Annotated in this window: 16 protein-coding genes; 12 read left to right on the plus strand and 4 right to left on the minus strand. The window is 55.5% G+C overall.

Annotated features, from left to right (window positions below):
- Positions 1–33: 33 nt before the first annotated feature.
- Entirely contained in the window at positions 34–477 is a 444-nt protein-coding gene (locus tag AC0J4F_RS20530; RefSeq protein ID WP_133950743.1) for an ATP-binding protein, read from the plus strand.
- On the opposite strand, the gene AC0J4F_RS20535 is transcribed toward AC0J4F_RS20530, so the two are convergent.
- Complete coding sequence (locus AC0J4F_RS20535) at positions 468–1,400, minus strand: PP2C family protein-serine/threonine phosphatase (protein WP_473024523.1); 933 nt, start codon at positions 1,398–1,400, stop codon at positions 468–470. The genes AC0J4F_RS20530 and AC0J4F_RS20535 overlap by 10 nt on opposite strands.
- A gap of 386 nt (positions 1,401–1,786) precedes the next feature.
- Here AC0J4F_RS20535 and AC0J4F_RS20540 point away from each other — a divergent pair, with 386 nt between their 5' ends.
- The 10 genes from AC0J4F_RS20540 to AC0J4F_RS20585 all read left to right on the plus strand — a co-directional run bounded on the left by AC0J4F_RS20540 (position 1,787) and on the right by AC0J4F_RS20585 (position 12,558).
- A complete protein-coding gene (locus tag AC0J4F_RS20540; protein ID WP_209173349.1) occupies positions 1,787–2,302 on the plus strand; it encodes a hypothetical protein in 516 nt (171 codons plus the stop codon).
- Entirely contained in the window at positions 2,299–3,477 is a 1,179-nt protein-coding gene (locus AC0J4F_RS20545; protein ID WP_473024524.1) for a methyltransferase domain-containing protein, read from the plus strand. Before AC0J4F_RS20540 ends, AC0J4F_RS20545 begins: the two co-directional genes overlap by 4 nt.
- The gene (locus tag AC0J4F_RS20550; RefSeq protein ID WP_209173348.1) at positions 3,474–5,870 is read left to right on the plus strand and encodes a SpoIIE family protein phosphatase; all 2,397 of its coding nucleotides are present in this window, start codon (positions 3,474–3,476) and stop codon (positions 5,868–5,870) included. The genes AC0J4F_RS20545 and AC0J4F_RS20550 overlap by 4 nt, the downstream gene beginning before the upstream one ends.
- Positions 5,871–5,873: 3 nt before the next feature.
- Positions 5,874–6,419: a slr1658 superfamily regulator gene (locus tag AC0J4F_RS20555; RefSeq protein ID WP_286182966.1), complete on the plus strand. Its 546-nt coding sequence runs from the start codon at positions 5,874–5,876 to the stop codon at positions 6,417–6,419.
- 31 nt (positions 6,420–6,450) lie between these two features.
- The gene (locus AC0J4F_RS20560) at positions 6,451–6,789 is read left to right on the plus strand and encodes a slr1659 superfamily regulator (protein WP_055671004.1); all 339 of its coding nucleotides are present in this window, start codon (positions 6,451–6,453) and stop codon (positions 6,787–6,789) included.
- Positions 6,790–6,864: 75 nt separating this feature from the next.
- A complete protein-coding gene (locus AC0J4F_RS20565) occupies positions 6,865–7,242 on the plus strand; it encodes a hypothetical protein (protein ID WP_209177453.1) in 378 nt (125 codons plus the stop codon).
- A 181-nt stretch (positions 7,243–7,423) separates the two neighbouring features.
- Complete coding sequence (locus AC0J4F_RS20570; protein WP_133950757.1) at positions 7,424–8,287, plus strand: MurR/RpiR family transcriptional regulator; 864 nt, start codon at positions 7,424–7,426, stop codon at positions 8,285–8,287.
- Positions 8,288–8,339: 52 nt separating this feature from the next.
- On the plus strand, positions 8,340–9,308 hold the full coding sequence (locus AC0J4F_RS20575) for a TAXI family TRAP transporter solute-binding subunit (RefSeq protein WP_208326741.1): 969 nt from the start codon (positions 8,340–8,342) through the stop codon (positions 9,306–9,308).
- 182 nt (positions 9,309–9,490) lie between these two features.
- The gene (locus tag AC0J4F_RS20580) at positions 9,491–12,130 is read left to right on the plus strand and encodes a TRAP transporter permease (RefSeq protein ID WP_133950759.1); all 2,640 of its coding nucleotides are present in this window, start codon (positions 9,491–9,493) and stop codon (positions 12,128–12,130) included.
- Positions 12,127–12,558 (plus strand): universal stress protein, encoded by a 432-nt coding sequence (locus AC0J4F_RS20585; protein ID WP_133950761.1) that lies wholly within the window; start codon positions 12,127–12,129, stop codon positions 12,556–12,558. The genes AC0J4F_RS20580 and AC0J4F_RS20585 overlap by 4 nt, the downstream gene beginning before the upstream one ends.
- Positions 12,559–12,606: 48 nt before the next feature.
- On the opposite strand, the gene AC0J4F_RS20590 is transcribed toward AC0J4F_RS20585, so the two are convergent.
- The gene (locus AC0J4F_RS20590; RefSeq protein WP_473024525.1) at positions 12,607–13,383 is read right to left on the minus strand and encodes a DUF3108 domain-containing protein; all 777 of its coding nucleotides are present in this window, start codon (positions 13,381–13,383) and stop codon (positions 12,607–12,609) included.
- A 293-nt stretch (positions 13,384–13,676) separates the two neighbouring features.
- Here AC0J4F_RS20590 and yghU point away from each other — a divergent pair, with 293 nt between their 5' ends.
- Positions 13,677–14,552, plus strand: a complete 876-nt coding sequence (yghU, locus tag AC0J4F_RS20595; RefSeq protein ID WP_420338129.1) for a glutathione-dependent disulfide-bond oxidoreductase — start codon at positions 13,677–13,679, stop codon at positions 14,550–14,552.
- A gap of 113 nt (positions 14,553–14,665) precedes the next feature.
- Here yghU and AC0J4F_RS20600 read toward each other — a convergent pair whose 3' ends face one another.
- Positions 14,666–15,652, minus strand: a complete 987-nt coding sequence (locus tag AC0J4F_RS20600; protein WP_473024526.1) for a GlxA family transcriptional regulator — start codon at positions 15,650–15,652, stop codon at positions 14,666–14,668.
- A 199-nt stretch (positions 15,653–15,851) separates the two neighbouring features.
- A complete protein-coding gene (locus tag AC0J4F_RS20605; RefSeq protein WP_133950769.1) occupies positions 15,852–16,508 on the minus strand; it encodes a GntR family transcriptional regulator in 657 nt (218 codons plus the stop codon).
- Positions 16,509–16,576: the final 68 nt, after the last annotated feature.

Below are 16,576 nucleotides of genomic sequence, written 5' to 3' on the forward strand. Positions count from 1 at the left end.
GCGCGCTCTGCGCCCTAGAAGGAGACCGGGCGGATGACATCGGTTCTCGGGACTTTGGAAGTTGCAAACGAATTAGACGAACTTTCCAGGATCTACACCTTTCTGGATGACCTTGCTGCACGCCACGGTCTTGATGACCATACCCGCCGTCATCTGTCTTTGATCGTAGAAGAGCTTTTCTCCAACACGGTCTCCTACGGCTATCCAGAGGCCGTGGCTGACACCATCAAAACCGAACTCACCAAAGACGGTGACCGGCTCATCTTGACCCTGAAAGATCACGCGACCGCCTTCGACACCGGAACCGCCCCTATCCTCGATATGACCGAGACATCTGCCGACGACATGTCAGTTGGCGGATTAGGTCTTTTTCTGGTCCATCAGGTGTCTGAAGAGGTGTCGCATTCCCGGAACGACGGCACCAATACGACTCGGGTGGTTTTGCGGTTGAGCTCCAACGGAACCGATCAGAACTGAAACTCGATCATTGAATAGTCGTCCGGCAACTCGGATTGACCAGACTTTTTCTGAACCCACTCCAGGATATGTGAAGGTATGGAGCCGTCTGCGGCAAGTGCCTCGTTGGCCAGACCCTCAAGGTTTAACACATCGCCTTCAAGGTCATCCACCTCATAGGTGCCGTCACTCAAGACCAGTAAGCGATCTCCTGATCTTACCGATACGTCGGACTGGTCGAACGTCATATCTTCAATGGCGCCGATCACCATGCCTTCGCTCGTCCCAATGAGCGAAAACGCCCCCTCGTCCCTGGCCACTGGCAACAGAACGGCTGCCGGATGCCCCCCGGACGCATAAGACAGTTTACCGGTCGACCTTTGAAAAACGCCGTACCAGATGGTGAAGAACATGTTGTTCTGCCGTTCCATCGGGAAGGCGTTGTTCAACTTGAACAGCACATCGGAGGGGATCCGGAAATCTGTTTCCGGCAGCGCGCAAGAGCGCAACACGTTGATAATCGACACAGAGAGCAGAGCTGCACCAACACCGTGTCCGCAGACATCGATCAGGTAGATGGCAAAATGATCGCTATCGAGGTCATGATAGCCGAAGGAATCGCCACCAAGTTCCGTTGACGGAACCAAAAGCCAGTCCGCTTTCGGGCCTTCCGACCTCGGCTCCGGCAGGATCGACAACACATACCGGCCCGCGTCGGCCAACTCGGCCTCAAGCCGGCGCTGGGTTTCCAGAAGCAGCTGATTGTTCTCGGCAAGCTGATCTTCCACGGCCTCGCCGTGTTCGATGGTCGCTTCATAAAGGAGCTGCAGATCCGCTTGCTCGGCTTTCAACTCTGCCAGCTCGGCGCGCAGGGCTTCCAATTCATCTTTCATAGATGCGCTGTACCCGCCGGTTTGAGAATCAGATGAAAACGAATCCGCCATTTCCCGTTTCTAACAACAGTCAGAGTTTTCCGCCGCGCTCCCCGCAGCCGTTCCGCTAGTCATTTAACGGCGTTTGTTGGTTTTGGAAATACACTGCCCACAAGCAGCGAAAAATCAACATTCCCCAGATGCTTGCGGATAGATCAGACCCGTATCTTGTCACCTATCAGAATAACTGCCAAAAGCCGTGATAATTCATACTGGTTGACACTCAAAGTTCAAACAGTTGAACTAGGTATGGGGCTAATATTTACCATTCTGGTTGGATCTAGCTTAACGATTTCGACGTCATACTTCCTGCCGCGGTGATAGGGAGCCGCAGTCATCTGTGTTCGGAAACTAAAACTGAGCACAAATTTCGGCGTCAATAATGGAGTTTGGGCGACGTGTCATATTCGAACGCCAGCGGAGCGGGCGAAACGCCGATGATCGAGATCGATCTGGATGTTCGCGATTTTTCTTCAAACTGGGCCAACTGCGATCTTGTTTCGAGCTACGTCTCCCGAATGGTTTGTCACAACCGTCTCGATTCCATGCTGTTTGCCAATCTTTATTCATCCGCGCTCAATGAGCTGATGGAAACAGCGTTCCACAGACATGGAAACGACGGCAAGGTCGTGTGCCGGTTCAAACGCCGTGAGAATTCGGACCGCATCGAGATCGATATGCCCGGCAGCGAAGACATCGCGCGCTTTTACGATGACGCGGTCGCCTTGACCAAGCGTCCAGACAAGGACGCCATCTATCTGGATCGCCTTTTCTCAGCAGAGAACCCGGATAGATCCCTCGGTCTTTTGGAGCTGAGCGTCGATTACGGGGCGGAGTTCAACCTGACCCGTGACCAATCAAACAACCGTATTTGCCTGACGGCCGATCTTGTTTTCGAGGATAATGCATCGTGACTTCCCAAGCGACTGGCCACGCATTCGATTGGCGTTTCAATGAAAACGATCAGGAATTCTCTCTGCAAGGCAGCTTGCGGCCGCAATCCGCCGATGAGCTCAATAGCTGCATGGAGGCCCTCGATTCTGCAACGTCCACCGTCAAAGGCCGGCTCTATCTGAACGTCCGCCGCCTCGTGCGGATGAACAACGTTGCGTTTCAGGCGATTGCCCGGCACTTGGTCGATACTTGCGTTAACCGGCCAGACCTGAACATCCAGGTAACGACGTCAAGCTGTGTTGGATGGTCAACACGTAAATTCCAGGCTTTGGAAAGCGCGAACCAGAACATTACGGTCAGTGAGTACGACAGCGACTTTTATCCTGGCCAAACCTTCCTGGAAGAAGGTGGTTTCATTCCGATCCTGCGGACACAAACCAAGCTGACCTGGCACCATGAGCGCGAAATCCTCGGCCGCCATGGCCTGAAGCCTGGCATGCAGATGGCGGACATCTGTTGCGGAATTGGTGATTTCGCTGTTCTGGCGCAAAAGGAATACGAACTTGGCCGGCTTGTCGCGCTCGATCACTCAAAATCGAGCCTTGATTATGCGCGTAAGGTTGCCGCTGAATTTGGCGTAAAGGGCATTGAGTATGTTTATGGCGATGCCTCCGAGATGCTTCTGGAAAGCAACCAGTTCGATTTCGTGACTTGCCGCCATGCGCTTCAGGTTTTTGATCATCCGGAAGAGATCCTGAAAGAACTCTACCGGATCTGCAAACCGGGCGGCCGGGTCTACATCACCAACGAGAAAAACTCGCACTGCCTTGGCGAACCGCGCTCTGAAACCATTCAGTGGACCTATAACGAGGTCGCCAAGCTTTGGGACCACTTCGATATGGATATCGAGCTCGGCCCCAAGAGCCGGCGCTATCTAATCGACGGCGGGTTTGAAGACATCAAGATGGAAAGCTTCATGGTCACCAACCTTGACGGCAATCCACAAGACTTCGCAGACATCATCCAATCCTGGGAAAACGTTTATGCCGGCCAAATGGCCGTCGAACGTGGTGACAGTCCGGAACAGATTGCCCGTTTCCGGCAAGGTTTCCAGGATCACATTTTCGCTGCCCTGCACCCCAAAGGCTACGCTGGTTGGCCAATCTGGGTTGCCTCTGGACGGAAGCCTCTATGACACAGACCCAGTCTCCCGCGACCGCGGACAAGGCCGATCAGGAAGAAGAGATCGGCCGTTTTTCCCGGCATAGTTTTCGCGCCAAGTTCCTGCTTGTGGTCGGGGCGGCCGTGTTGTTCGACATCATGCTTGCAGGCGGTGTTGCCATCTGGAACGTACAACGGCTTTCCAGAGATGCGACCGCGACTGTTAGTCAGGGTTTGACCGAAGCTACGCAGGAATACCTCAACACCTATATCGACACTACAGCGCTTCGCACGAACCTCCTACTTGATCAGACATACTCCGAAGTTGAGACCCTCGGCAGCTCGCTCCAGGCCTTGATCGACCATCCGGAGACGGAAATCCGGATCGGCGAAGCGGTGGAAAGTGACCCGGAACTGGGCGATCAGGACATTACCTTTGATCCGCAAGGCGGTTGGGCTCAGAACCTTGCTGGTCCGTCTGTTGTCAGCATCTGGGGCTATCTGCTTGATGATGACGGCAACCTCCTGCCCAGCGCCAGAGAGGAAGTCATTGACAGCGCCGCCTTCAACCTGGTGGCCCCTGCCCTGATGTCATCGGGTTCGCAGAAACTGCAAATGTACTATGTCGGCCCCAAAGACACGCCGATCATGCGGACGACGCCTTATACCACTCAGGCGCAAACCTTTGATCGGCTGTATCCGGGCCATAACGAAGAGAACTTTTGGGATTTCTTCTTTCCCGGAGTTTACGAGGGCTGGCAAAACTGGATCAGCGACCCCTCTTCCCGTCCGGTCGACCGAAACATCGTTGCAACAGAGCCTTACATTGACGCAATCACCGGTGCTCTAATTGTCAGCTTTTTCGAACCGCTATGGACCCAGGACCGGTCTGACGTCGCCGGGATGGCGGCTGTTGATGTAACGCTCGACCAGTTCGGCGAATTGGTTGAGAACGTGCAGATTGCTGACACGGGCTTTGGCTTCCTGACGAGCTCCGCCGGTAATGTCATTGCCGTGAGTGAAGTTGGCGCAGAAAAGCTCGGCCTCATCTCAGTCGATGCCACGGGTCAGGGCGTAACCGGGATTAACCGCTTCTTGAACCAAAGCCGGTATCCCGCGATCTCGAACCTTCTGTTGCCGGAAGACGCCAATACGGTGATCAAAACCCTCGAAATTGATGAAGGCAATGGTCCGGAAAACTTTATCGTTGTTTTGAAACGACTGGATCCGGTGAACCTCTGGAACGGCTCCACAATTGTCTCAGAGAGCCTGACCCTCGGCTTCCTCGTTTCTGAAGGGGAAATGTACGAAACGCTTGGCGAGGTGCAAGAGGAGATCTCCGACGCCACCCGCAGCATCGTTCAATGGCAGATCGCAGCCCTGCTGATCAGCTTGGTGATCGTGTTCATTGCCGTTTATGCGATTTCTGGCCGGATTACCGCTGGCCTAAGCGCCCTTGCTGACGCTGCCCGCGCCCTTCAAAACAAGGACTATTCCGTCCGGGTGAAAATCCCGAGCAAGGATGAGGTCGGTGCCGTGGGCACGGCCTTCAACCGGATGGCCGAGGAAATCAGTTATCATACGGAAAATCTTGAAAAACTGGTCGAAGAGCGCACCGGCAAACTGGAAACCGCCAACAAGGAAATCGTTGCGCTCAACAAGCGTCTCCAGAACGAAAACCTGCGTCTTGGCGCTGAACTCGATGTGGCGAAACGGATCCAGGAGATGGTGCTGCCGCGGCGCAGTGAACTGGAAGGCATCGCCCAGATTGAAATCGCTGCCTACATGGAGCCGGCGGATGAAGTCGGCGGCGATTACTATGACGTTCTCCATGACGGCGGCCGGGTGAAAGTCGGCATCGGCGACGTGACCGGACACGGGCTGGAAAGTGGCGTCCTGATGCTCATGGTGCAGTCAGTTGCCCGGGCCTTGCAGGAAAAAGGCGACAACGACCCAATTGCTTTCCTCGAAGTGCTCAACCGGGCGCTTTACAAGAACATCGCGCGGACCAACTCCGACAAGCACATGACCCTCGCCTTCGTTGATTACGAGGATGGCAAGGTCACGCTCTCCGGACAGCATGAGGAAGTGCTGATTATCCGGGCAAATGGCGATGTCGAACGGATCGACACGGTCGAACTTGGTTTCCCGGTTGGCCTGGAAGCGGACATTGCACCATTTGTGCAAACTGAAGTCCTGAATTTCGGTCCGGATGATGTTCTTCTGCTGCACACGGACGGTGTGACAGAGGCGGAAAACCCGGACGGTGTTCTTTACGGCTTCGACAGGATGTGCGCCTGTGCCAAAGCCAATGCCGGCAAACCAGCCAAAGCCATTATTGAGGCGATACTGGCAGAAGTTAAAGCACACATTGACACACAAAAAATGTTTGATGACATTACCCTTGTGGTGATGAAGCACAGGTAGGCTATGACAGTGACATTCGGACACGCCGAGCTGACGAATGGGCCGTCAGCAACCACGCTCCACATCACCCTCGCCGCAGAACCGCTGGAGCTGAGCTGGCAACACTGCGGAACCACCTCCGATTTTCTTGGCGACTATTTTGCAAAATGCTGTGCAAAGGGGGTCGATCAGGTCGACGCCCGGCACAGCATCGGCTACTTGCTGAACGAAATATTGGAGAATGCAGTGAAGTTCCGCCACGATGGCAACATCGAGATCAGCTGCTCACTGGACGGAAATCATTTCGAATCCGAGATTTCCAATGTGATTGATCCGGCCACGGCGGAGAAGTTTCAGGAGCTCCTGACGGAAATCCTGGCACGAGATCCGGGCGAACTTCTCCTGGAACGCATTGAAGCCAACGCGACCGATCTGGACTCTTCCGGGTCCGGACTTGGGCTTTTGACGCTAATGAGCGATTATGATGCAAAACTCGGCTGGCGCTTCACGCCGGATGCCAGTAATGGTTCGGTCAACTTGAAAACTGTAGCTGCGCTGACATTCTCCTGAGCGCATACATAATTCCGAGGGAACGATTAGAATGGAAATCAGCACCAACGACTACCGTGTCTGGGCAGAAGGGTCGAAGATCCATTATGAAGGCACGATGCGTCTGTCTGGTACGGAGGCGTATGCGCCAATCCTGGAACTTATGAACAATGTGCTCGATTCCAAACCGGAAGAAATCGTACTTGACCTGACCGGTCTGGAATTCCTCAACAGTTCCGGCATCAACCTCCTTGCAAAGTTCACCATCGAGATCCGCAAGCAACCGGAAATCGGTGTTCGTGTTCTCGGCTCCAAAGCCATTCCGTGGCAGTCCAAGTCCCTGCGTAACCTTCAGCGTCTGCACAAGTCTCTCGAGTTGCAAATCAACTGACGGCTGCACATCGCAGCGGCCGGGAAATCGGACATGATCAGCGGACGCCACATTCCCGCAACAGGAAAAGCCCTCATGGCACTCTTGTGCCTGGGGCTTGCCGCATGCCAGACCTCGACCAATCCCGAATTCAAAAGCACTTATGTCGGCAAACCGTCGGCAGACTTCTTCCTCAAATACGGCCCGCCATCCGACGTGATTGCCTATGATGCAATCCCGAAAGGAGCCGATCCGATCAACTACCCGGGCGGAGATCCCAAGGAGCTCGTTTATTATTGGTCGTCCATCAACGAGCGAACCTATACGGAAAAGAAGAACCCGAAGCCGCTGAAAGACGAATGCAATCTGGCGATCCTGACGCGGGCTGACGGCAAAATCCTCAGAATGGAAGTCCAGAGCACTTCCATGCCGCTTGAGAAGGTGAAGGCGTACTGCGAAACCATCGTCGAGTAGCCCGCACCTGCACTCAGCGATTTCCCTTTACATTTCCTATGGTTCAACACCCTTTTGCCGGTCCTGAAGCACGCTGTGTCACCCAACGTGACCCGACTTATCTCCTATGCAAAATTTCGAATACGACGAAACAATTGTTTCAGAAATTGACAATCAAAAAAACAAATGAAACAGTGCGCGCATGACATCTGCGCGACCACAAATCCGGGCTGCCATCACAGCAAATTACGCTGATCTCAGCGAGACCTTGCGGACGGCCGCGGATTACCTTGCAGACAACCAGCTTGAAATCGCAACGCGCAGCCTGCGGGCGATCGCCGCCGCAAGCGGTGTCTCCCCTGCCAGCTATACCCGGCTCGCGCGGGCCATCGGTTTTACCGACTACGAAGCCTTGCGCGAACAGGCGCGGATGGAACTGAGCCAGCGCGGCAGCAGTTTTCAGGACAAGGCCCGGCAGCTTCGAAACGAGGCGGATCAGCCCTTGTTGCCCCGCCAGGCAGCTGCCTGTGTCGACAACATCAAGGCGCTCGTCGACGACATTGATCCGGTTCGGCTGGAGCAGGTCGTCGACTGCCTGTCAAAGGCGCGCAGAACCGTTGTTGTCGGGGCGCTCGCTTCAGCCGGCTTTGCCGATTACTTTGCGTATCTCGCCAACTGGTTCAATGATCGGTGGATCGTGGCGGGGCGCAATGGCGCATCCCTGGGCGGCGCGCTCGCAAGCCTGACCAAGGACGATTGTATCGTAATCGTCTCCAAGCACCCGTATGCCCACCGCTCGGTCCGGGCGGCGGAACTTGCAGCAGAAAATGGTGCGAAAGTGATCGTCCTGACCGACAGTCATGCGTTTCCAGGGTTGCAATTTGCAGACCATCACTTCATTCAGCGCACTGAAAGTCCACACTTTTTCTCATCTTACGCGGCCACGCTCGTTCTCATTGAGACCATTACGGGCATGCTGGTCGCGCGAGCCGGTTCCGAGGCGGAAGCCCGGATCCAAAATGTCGACAGGCACAATCGCTTGCTCGATGAACTTGAAAATGTCTAGGGTGGTTGGACCGCTCTGGAACAAAAACTGAAATAGAGGGAAGCCTAGTCAAATGATGATGAAACTGAACCTTGCAGGTGCTGTTCTTGCGACCAGCATCGCCTTCACCGGCGCAGCTGCCGCGGAAGAATTCATCACCATCGGCACCGGCGGTGTCACAGGTGTTTATTACCCGACCGGTGGTGCAATCTGCCGCCTGGTGAACCGGGATCGCAAAGACCACGGCATCCGCTGCTCGGTCGAATCCACTGGTGGTTCTGTGTACAACATCAACACCATCCGTGAAGGCGAGCTGGAGTTTGGTGTTGCCCAGTCTGACTGGCAGTTCCATGCCTACAACGGCACATCCAAGTTCGAAGACAAAGGTCCGTTCGAAGAGCTGCGCGCCGTGTTCTCCGTACACCCGGAGCCGTTCACTGTTGTGGCTCGTGCAGATTCCGGCATCAAGACCTTTGATGACCTGAAAGGCAAGCGCGTCAACATCGGCAACCCGGGTTCCGGTCAGCGCGGTACCATGGAAGTTCTGATGGAAGCCAAAGGCTGGACTGCGGACGATTTTGCGCTCGCAACCGAGCTGAAAGCTGCCGAGCAGTCCGCAGCTCTGTGTGACAACCAGATCGACGCAATGGTCTACACCGTTGGTCACCCGTCCGGTTCCATCCAGGAAGCCACCACTGCTTGTGACTCCGTACTTGTGACCGTTGGCGGCGACGCTGTCGACAAGCTGGTTGCTGACAACAGCTACTACCGCACCGCCACCATCCCGGGCGGCATGTACCGCGGTAACGATGCTGACACCGGCACCTTTGGTGTGGGCGCAACCTTCGTGACCTCTTCCAACGTGTCTGAAGACACTGTTTACACCCTGGTCAAGTCGGTCTTCGAAAACTTCGATGCCTTCAAGAAGCTGCACCCGGCATTCGCCAACCTGAAGCCGGAAGAAATGGCTCAGGACGGTCTGTCCGCTCCGCTGCATCCAGGTGCTGCGAAGTACTACAAAGAAAAAGGCTGGATCAACTAATCCGACCTTCTGAAACATGGGCCCGGGAGCAAGCTTCCGGGCCTTTTGTCAGCACAGCCATACCACACAGAAGATCGCGTGCTGTTTTCAAAACATGTCTTTGTCCTGAGCAGCTTCGCTCATAGGATCTTGGGAATTATCGGACCGGCAAATTGGGGGCCGGACAAACGGGGGAACATTTGATGTCTGAAGAGTATCAGGCGAACAAGAAGGCCGGGTCGAGTGGCCTGTCTGAGGAAGAGCTTCAGGAACTGGTCGCAGCGTCCGATTCCGGCTCGCGGAACCCTGCCGGCCCGATTGGGCTCTTTCTGGCAGCTGTCGCTTTGGCATGGTCCGCTTTCCAGGTTCTTCTTGCATCTCCTCTCGCCAACTATGTTCTGCCCAGCGACCTGATCAACAACAGCCGCCAGGTCCACCTTGCCTTTGCCATCTTCCTCGCCTTCATGGCCTACCCGGCTCTGAAAAGCAGCCCGCGCCATCACATCCCGATCCAGGATTGGATTCTGGCCCTGTCCGGTGCGTTTCTCGCGCTCTACGGCCTCTTCTTCTATGAGAAAATCGTCAACAACGGCGGCCTCGCCGACGACATCGACAAATGGTTTGCGCTCGCAGGCATCTTGATCCTGTTTGAAGCTGCACGCCGGACCCTGGGTCCTGCGATGGCCATCGTCGCCACCGTCTTCCTCCTTTATGTCTTTTTCGGTTCCTCCCAATGGGTCCCGGAAGTCATGCGCTGGAAAGGCGCATCGCTGCAAAAGGCGATGAGCCATATGTGGATCACGTCGGAGGGTGTCTTCGGGATTGCCCTTGGCGTCTCCACCAAGTTCGTCTTCCTGTTTGTTCTATTCGGCGCCCTGCTCGATAAGGCGGGTGCGGGGAACTACTTCATCAAGATGGCCTTTGCAGCGCTCGGCCACCTGAAAGGCGGCCCGGCCAAGGCGGCCGTCGTGGGGTCAGCCGCAACCGGCCTCATCTCCGGCTCGTCGATTGCAAACGTTGTTACCACCGGCACCTTCACCATTCCGCTGATGAAGCGGGTTGGCTTTACCAATGAACAGGCCGGTTCCGTTGAAGTTGCGTCATCCGTAAACGGGCAGATCATGCCTCCGGTCATGGGCGCTGCCGCCTTCCTGATGGTGGAATATGTCGGCATTTCCTATGTCGAGGTGATCACCCACGCCTTCCTGCCGGCGGTTATTTCCTACATTGCATTGGTCTACATCGTGCACCTGGAAGCGGTGAAGCGGAACATGCCGACCATCGGTCATAAAACCGTATCCACCTTACGAACTGTCCTGGGCATGTTCTTCTTCTTCGCAGGCTTTGCTGCGCTTTGTTACGGTATCAAGTTCCCGATCGGCTGGATCACGGCCCTTGTACCGGATGGCGCCAGCTGGATCCTCGCGGTTTTGGTTTTCGTTGCGTACCTTGTGCTTCTGAAGCTCGCAGCAAGTGTTGACGATCTGCACCCGGATGATCCAAACGCCAAGGACATCGTCCTTCCGGAAATCGCCGACATCTACAAGTCCGGCCTCTACTACCTCCTGCCGATCGTTGTGCTTGTCTACTTCCTGATGATTGAGCAGAAGTCTCCGGGCCTCTCCGCCTTCTGGGCAACCACCCTTCTCTTCGTCATCCTTTTGACCCAGCGGCCGATCAAGGCGATCTTCCGCGGCGAAAACAAGATGGTCGAAGAGTTCAAAGAAGGCGTTGTTGATCTCGCCAAGGGCATGATCGACGGGGCCCGCAACATGATCGGCATCGGTCTGGCAACAGCCACCGCCGGCATCATTGTTGGTACTGTCACTTTGACCGGTATTGGACAAGTGATGGCCGACCTCGTCGAGCTGGTCTCTGGCGGCAATCTTGTTCTGATGCTGGCCTTTGTCGGACTTCTCTCGCTGGTCCTCGGCATGGGACTTCCGACCACGGCGAATTACATCGTGGTGTCCTCGCTGATGGCCGGTGTTGTCGTTGAACTCGGCGCCCAATCCGGCCTGATCGTGCCGCTCATTGCGGTTCACCTGTTCGTCTTCTACTTCGGCATCATGGCGGATGTGACGCCCCCCGTGGGCCTTGCGTCTTTTGCTGCCGCCGCGGTGTCGGGTGGTGATGCGATCAAGACCGGCTTTACGGCGTTCTTCTATTCGCTCAGAACCGTCGCCCTGCCGTTCGTCTTCATCTTCAACACCGATCTGCTTCTGATCGACGTTGGCTGGGGACAGGGCATTCTGGTCTTCATAATGGCGACAATAGCCATATTGGCCTTCACGGCCGGAACCATGGGCTATTTCGTCACCCGCTCGCGCATCTATGAGAGCATCGCTCTGGTGCTTGTTGCTTTCATCCTGTTCCGTCCGGACTTCTTCATGAACCGGATCCAGCCTCCGTTCGAAATTGTTCAACCGACCAGCTTCGTTGAGGCCGTCGGCAAGGCAAACCCGGGAGATGAAATCCGCATCACCGTGAACGGCCCTGATTTCGATACAGGATCACAGGCGGAAACGACCTTCATCCTGACCGTCGGTGATGAGCCGGATGCAGAAGCCCGCCTGTCCGCTGTTGGTCTGACCGTCTTTGATGAAGACGGCGTGATGAAAATGGATGAACCCTTCCCGGGCACACCGTTCTTCGAAACACTCGGCAACTTCGATTTCTACGGCGATGACCCGGTCCAGATCGCAAAAGCCCAGGTGTCTCTTGAGCAAATGCCGAAGGAGCTGATCTACATCCCGGGCCTTCTGCTGCTTGGTCTTATCTATCTGCTCCAACGCCCGCGGGCCCGTGTCGAGCGCAAGGAAATGGAAGGAGTTCCGGCATGAACAAGACCATCCTTTGCGCCGTTGACATCACGCATCCGGAAGACCGTGAGGTCCTTCAAACGGCCGATAAACTCGCCCGGCTCGACAACGCCCAGCTCGACGTGATCACCGTGGTGCCGAATTTCGGCGTGACACTTGTAAGCTCTTATTTCGATGAGAACTTCCAGGATCAGATCGTCAACGAGACACAGGAAAAGCTCACCGACATTGTCGGCAGTGTCTTGGGCGAAGAGCGCAACAAGGAGATCCGTCACGTTGTGGCGACGGGCTCCATCTACGAAGAGATCCTGGAGCTGGCCAAACGCACCAACACGGATCTGATCGTGATTGGCGCCCATAAACCACAGCTGCGTGAGTTCCTGCTCGGGCCGAACGCGGCCCGCGTCGTCCGGCATTCCAAGTGTTCGGTCTACGTCGTCAGGGTCTGATCTGACGGTGTAACTACAAACAAAGGGCCGGAATTTTCCGGCCCTTTTTTAATTCAACTTCTTGAAACGGACATTTTGGATGTTGAGCGGCCCAACGGGTGTCATAAGGCTGGCTCTGTAAAGCAGAAGATACGGTTTCCCGGGCACCTCGGCCAAGTGGATCTCCATTGAGGTATTGGCTTCCAATTGCTGGATGGTCCTCCGGTTCGGCCGGTGACCAGCAATCGCCTTATACCGCGCAGAGCACGTGAGGACGCCACCGGAATAGCCCTTCCGGCCACCGCGTTTTTGATACTTCGTCTTGTAGTCGAGCACGAGGTCGTAGCGGTCGCGGCCGTCATAAATCGGGATAGTACGCTTGCAGCTGTCCGGGTGCAGGCCCTTCGGAGCTGGCAACAAAACCGCAGTCAGAGGATCAATGACACCGCGCTTATGTGCATCGGTCACCTTGATCCGCTCGTTCATCCGGTCTTGGGCTGGGTGGATTTTGGTTCCCGTGACAGCGCCATCCGCCATCGAGAGTGAAACAGTATTTGGTTTGCCATCTTCTTCGGCCTGCATCGAAAACGAAGCGGGACTCAGCCCTTGTGGCGATACAGAACCCGTTGCGAGCACATTGCCGGAGCCATCAGACACAAAATTGCCGAAGGCTGCCATCTTGCCCTGCCCGTGGATCTTGTAGGATTGATCCTGAAGATCCACGGAAAGCGCGCCCTCGCCGATCTTCAAACCCGTCAGCGAGATGTCGTATTTCACATAAAGGCTGCTCGCCTCGACCGGCATGGCAAAAATGCAGAATGCTGCGGCAAATGATTTCAGGTGCATCGGGCTTCCCTTGGTTCCGGCTCCTCATCGTTTCTGAAAAAGAGATTGCCCGATGATTTGGGCGCCAGTACGGAGAGTTGGTTCATCTGACATTCATGTTGCCAGCGCTCCCCATACACCCAATCGTTCAAAGAACGTTGCACAACGTTCCAAAGATAAGCGGATTTGGAAAGGATGCTGTTGCATTACCTCCGGTGGCGCCTATCTGATCGTAATAATGCGATGACTTGAGGTGTCACACCGTTTCGTCGCGACGAGATCGACCAATATCCGGTTCTGGAGACATTGACCAAATGAGCGATACGACCACTTACACCCCGCCGAAAGTCTGGACCTGGGAGCAGCCGAGCGGCGGCCAGTTCGCCAGCATCAACCGGCCGGTCTCCGGTTCCACGCATGAAAAGGAATTGCCGGTTGGCAAACATCCTTTGCAGCTCTATTCGCTTGCCACTCCGAACGGCGTCAAGGTCACCTTGATGCTGGAGGAACTGCTCGCCCTCGGGCATAAGGGCGCAGAATATGACGCCTGGCTGATCAAGATTGGCGACGGCGATCAGTTCGGAAGCGGCTTTGTTGGCGCAAACCCCAATTCCAAGATCCCGGCCCTGGTCGATCACAGCACTCCTGCCAAAACCCGCGTCTTCGAATCTGCGTCGATCCTGATGTACCTCGCCGAGAAATTTGGTGAATTCCTGCCGGCAGAAGGCCCTGAGCGGACAGAAACCCTCAACTGGCTTTTCTGGCAGATGGGCTCTGCGCCCTATCTCGGCGGCGGTTTCGGTCACTTCTATGCCTATGCGCCGGAAAAATTCCAGTATCCGATCGATCGCTTCTCAATGGAGGCCAAGCGGCAGCTGGACGTGCTGGACAAGGCACTCGCCGAACGGCCCTTCATCGCGGGCGAAAATTATTCGATCGCCGATATGGCGATCTGGCCGTGGTACGGCGGCCTGGTATTGGGCCGTCTTTACAGTGCAGCGGAATTCCTATCCGTGCATGAATACAAGAACCTCGTTGCCTGGGCCGAAAAGATTGACGCTCGTCCGGCAGCAATCCGCGGGCGCATGGTCAACCGGGTCTTTGGGGACGAAAGCGGTCAGCTCGCTGAACGGCACGATGCCTCCGACATTGACGCGCAGTTGGAGATTGCCAAGGCCGCAGCTGAATAAACGGCTTTAGAGGCTATTTGCAAAAAGGCGGCTCAAACGGGCCGCCTTTTTATTATCCGAACAAAACCAAACCGGGATCAAACGGCGGCAGCTTAAGCAGAGCACTATAGAAGCTATCGCATCCTTTTACGGCGCTGCGTCGGCGTCTCTCCATATTCCGCCTTGTAGGCGAGCGAAAAGGATCCCGCGGAGCCAAACCCGCATGAAAGCGCGATCTCGATCTGTTGCAGATGGGTGTCCACGACAAGCGCATGCGCCTTCTTCAAGCGAATTTTCTTATAGAGTTTCGACGGCGTCGTGTTGAAGTAGACTGTAAACAACCGCTCCAGGTGACGCGTTGACAGGCCGACTTCCTTGGCGACGTCTGCCAGACGCAGCGGCTGTTCGATGTTGGCCTCCATGAGCCGCAGGGCATTCTGCAAGCGCTTTTCAAAGTAACTGGAGCTGTAACTGCTGCCTTTGGGCTGTTCCGATGAGAACCCCCGGACGCGATCCAGGACAAGCAAACTGGCGATCTCAGCACACTGCCGCCGGTCCAATTGACCTTCCAGGACGCCGATCATCGCTTCGAGCGTATGACCGTGACCGGCGCAGGTCAGGACAGTGCCATGTGTTTCCACCAGACTGTCTGTCAGTTTCGGATAGGAGCCGACTTCCTGCAACAGAGACACGTCACGCCAATGCGCGGTCGTTTGCGCATCGAGGTTATTGACCGACCTCACATATTGACGGGACGCGTCCGAGAGGAGAATGACCCTTCTTTGCAATTGTTGCATCGCCCTCAAGCGCGCCAGCCATGCCTCTGGTGGGCTGGCACGGCCGCCGATGACCACCAGGCAATCACACAAATATTGGCCGCTGATGGCGGGGGCCGCCCGTACGATCAAATCTGAGCTGCTGGTCACCAATCCCGGTTCATTAGAGACTATTGACCATGAATAGACATCGTTGTTTAGAACATCGTTTGCCGTGCGCAGTACTGTTGTAACGGCAGAAAGTTCCAGGTCCGAAAATCCTGGCTGAACAAAGATCTCAAAAACAACCTTTTCACCATCTTCGTACGGCGGGCCTTTGGTTCGGACTTCAGCTCTCTTGTTCATGTGATTGATGCTAGCAACTCAAGCCAAATCATTTCGGTCTTCAGATTATTCATCTACATCAAAGCAAGGACCGTCCGAAGTACTTTATTTCGGGAGTTCAGCGTTTCCCAACCTGCATCGCTGCTTCGCAGACAGCTTGAGGACCCAAATCGGCACGTTCGGCCAAAGCCACACAGATCAATTTCGAACTTGATCTCACTTATTCAGCTGCGTGTTTCAGGCTGGCCATCAGATGGTGGAATTTTTCGCCCTGAACCGCGACGTGGCCCCGGATGGCCGCAGCTGCGGCTTCGCCATCCCCTTTTTCCAATGCAGTCACAATAGCTTTGTGCTCGGCCATGGATTGCGGCAAGCGCCCTCTTGCCCTGAGCTGCATGCGGCGGAAGGGTTGAAGGCGCCGATAAAGCCGGAGGCATTCCTGCTCCAGAAACCCGTTGCCGGACTGCCGGTACAAAATGGCGTGGAAGCGTTCGTTTTCCAGGTAATAGCCATCCGTGTCCTGAGCCGCGACCGCTTCATCACAACGCGCGTTGGCAGCATGAAGGTCCGACAAGGCTTGATCCGAAATGCGGCTTGCGGCGAGACGCGCGCAGACGGCCTCCAACTCGGCCATCACCTCGAACATCTCCAGAAGCTCGACCGGCCCCGGTTGTCGCACAAAGACGCCACGCCGGGGGATTTGCTCCACAAGGCCGGACTGAGAGAGACGCTGCAAAGCTTCCCGGACCGGGGTGCGCGAGACTTCAAACCGCTCGGCGAGCTGGACTTCATCCAAACGCGCGCCGTCTTTGTAAGTGCCCTCTAAAATGAGGCCCTCCAATTCGTCGGCGATCAGATCTGCACGTTTCCTATCCATGCCGCTGACATAAACACACCTATTCCCTGCACGCAATAATTTCCATCTTGTATACAAAAAATTTGACG

The organism is Roseibium sp. R5 (genome assembly GCF_055755305.1).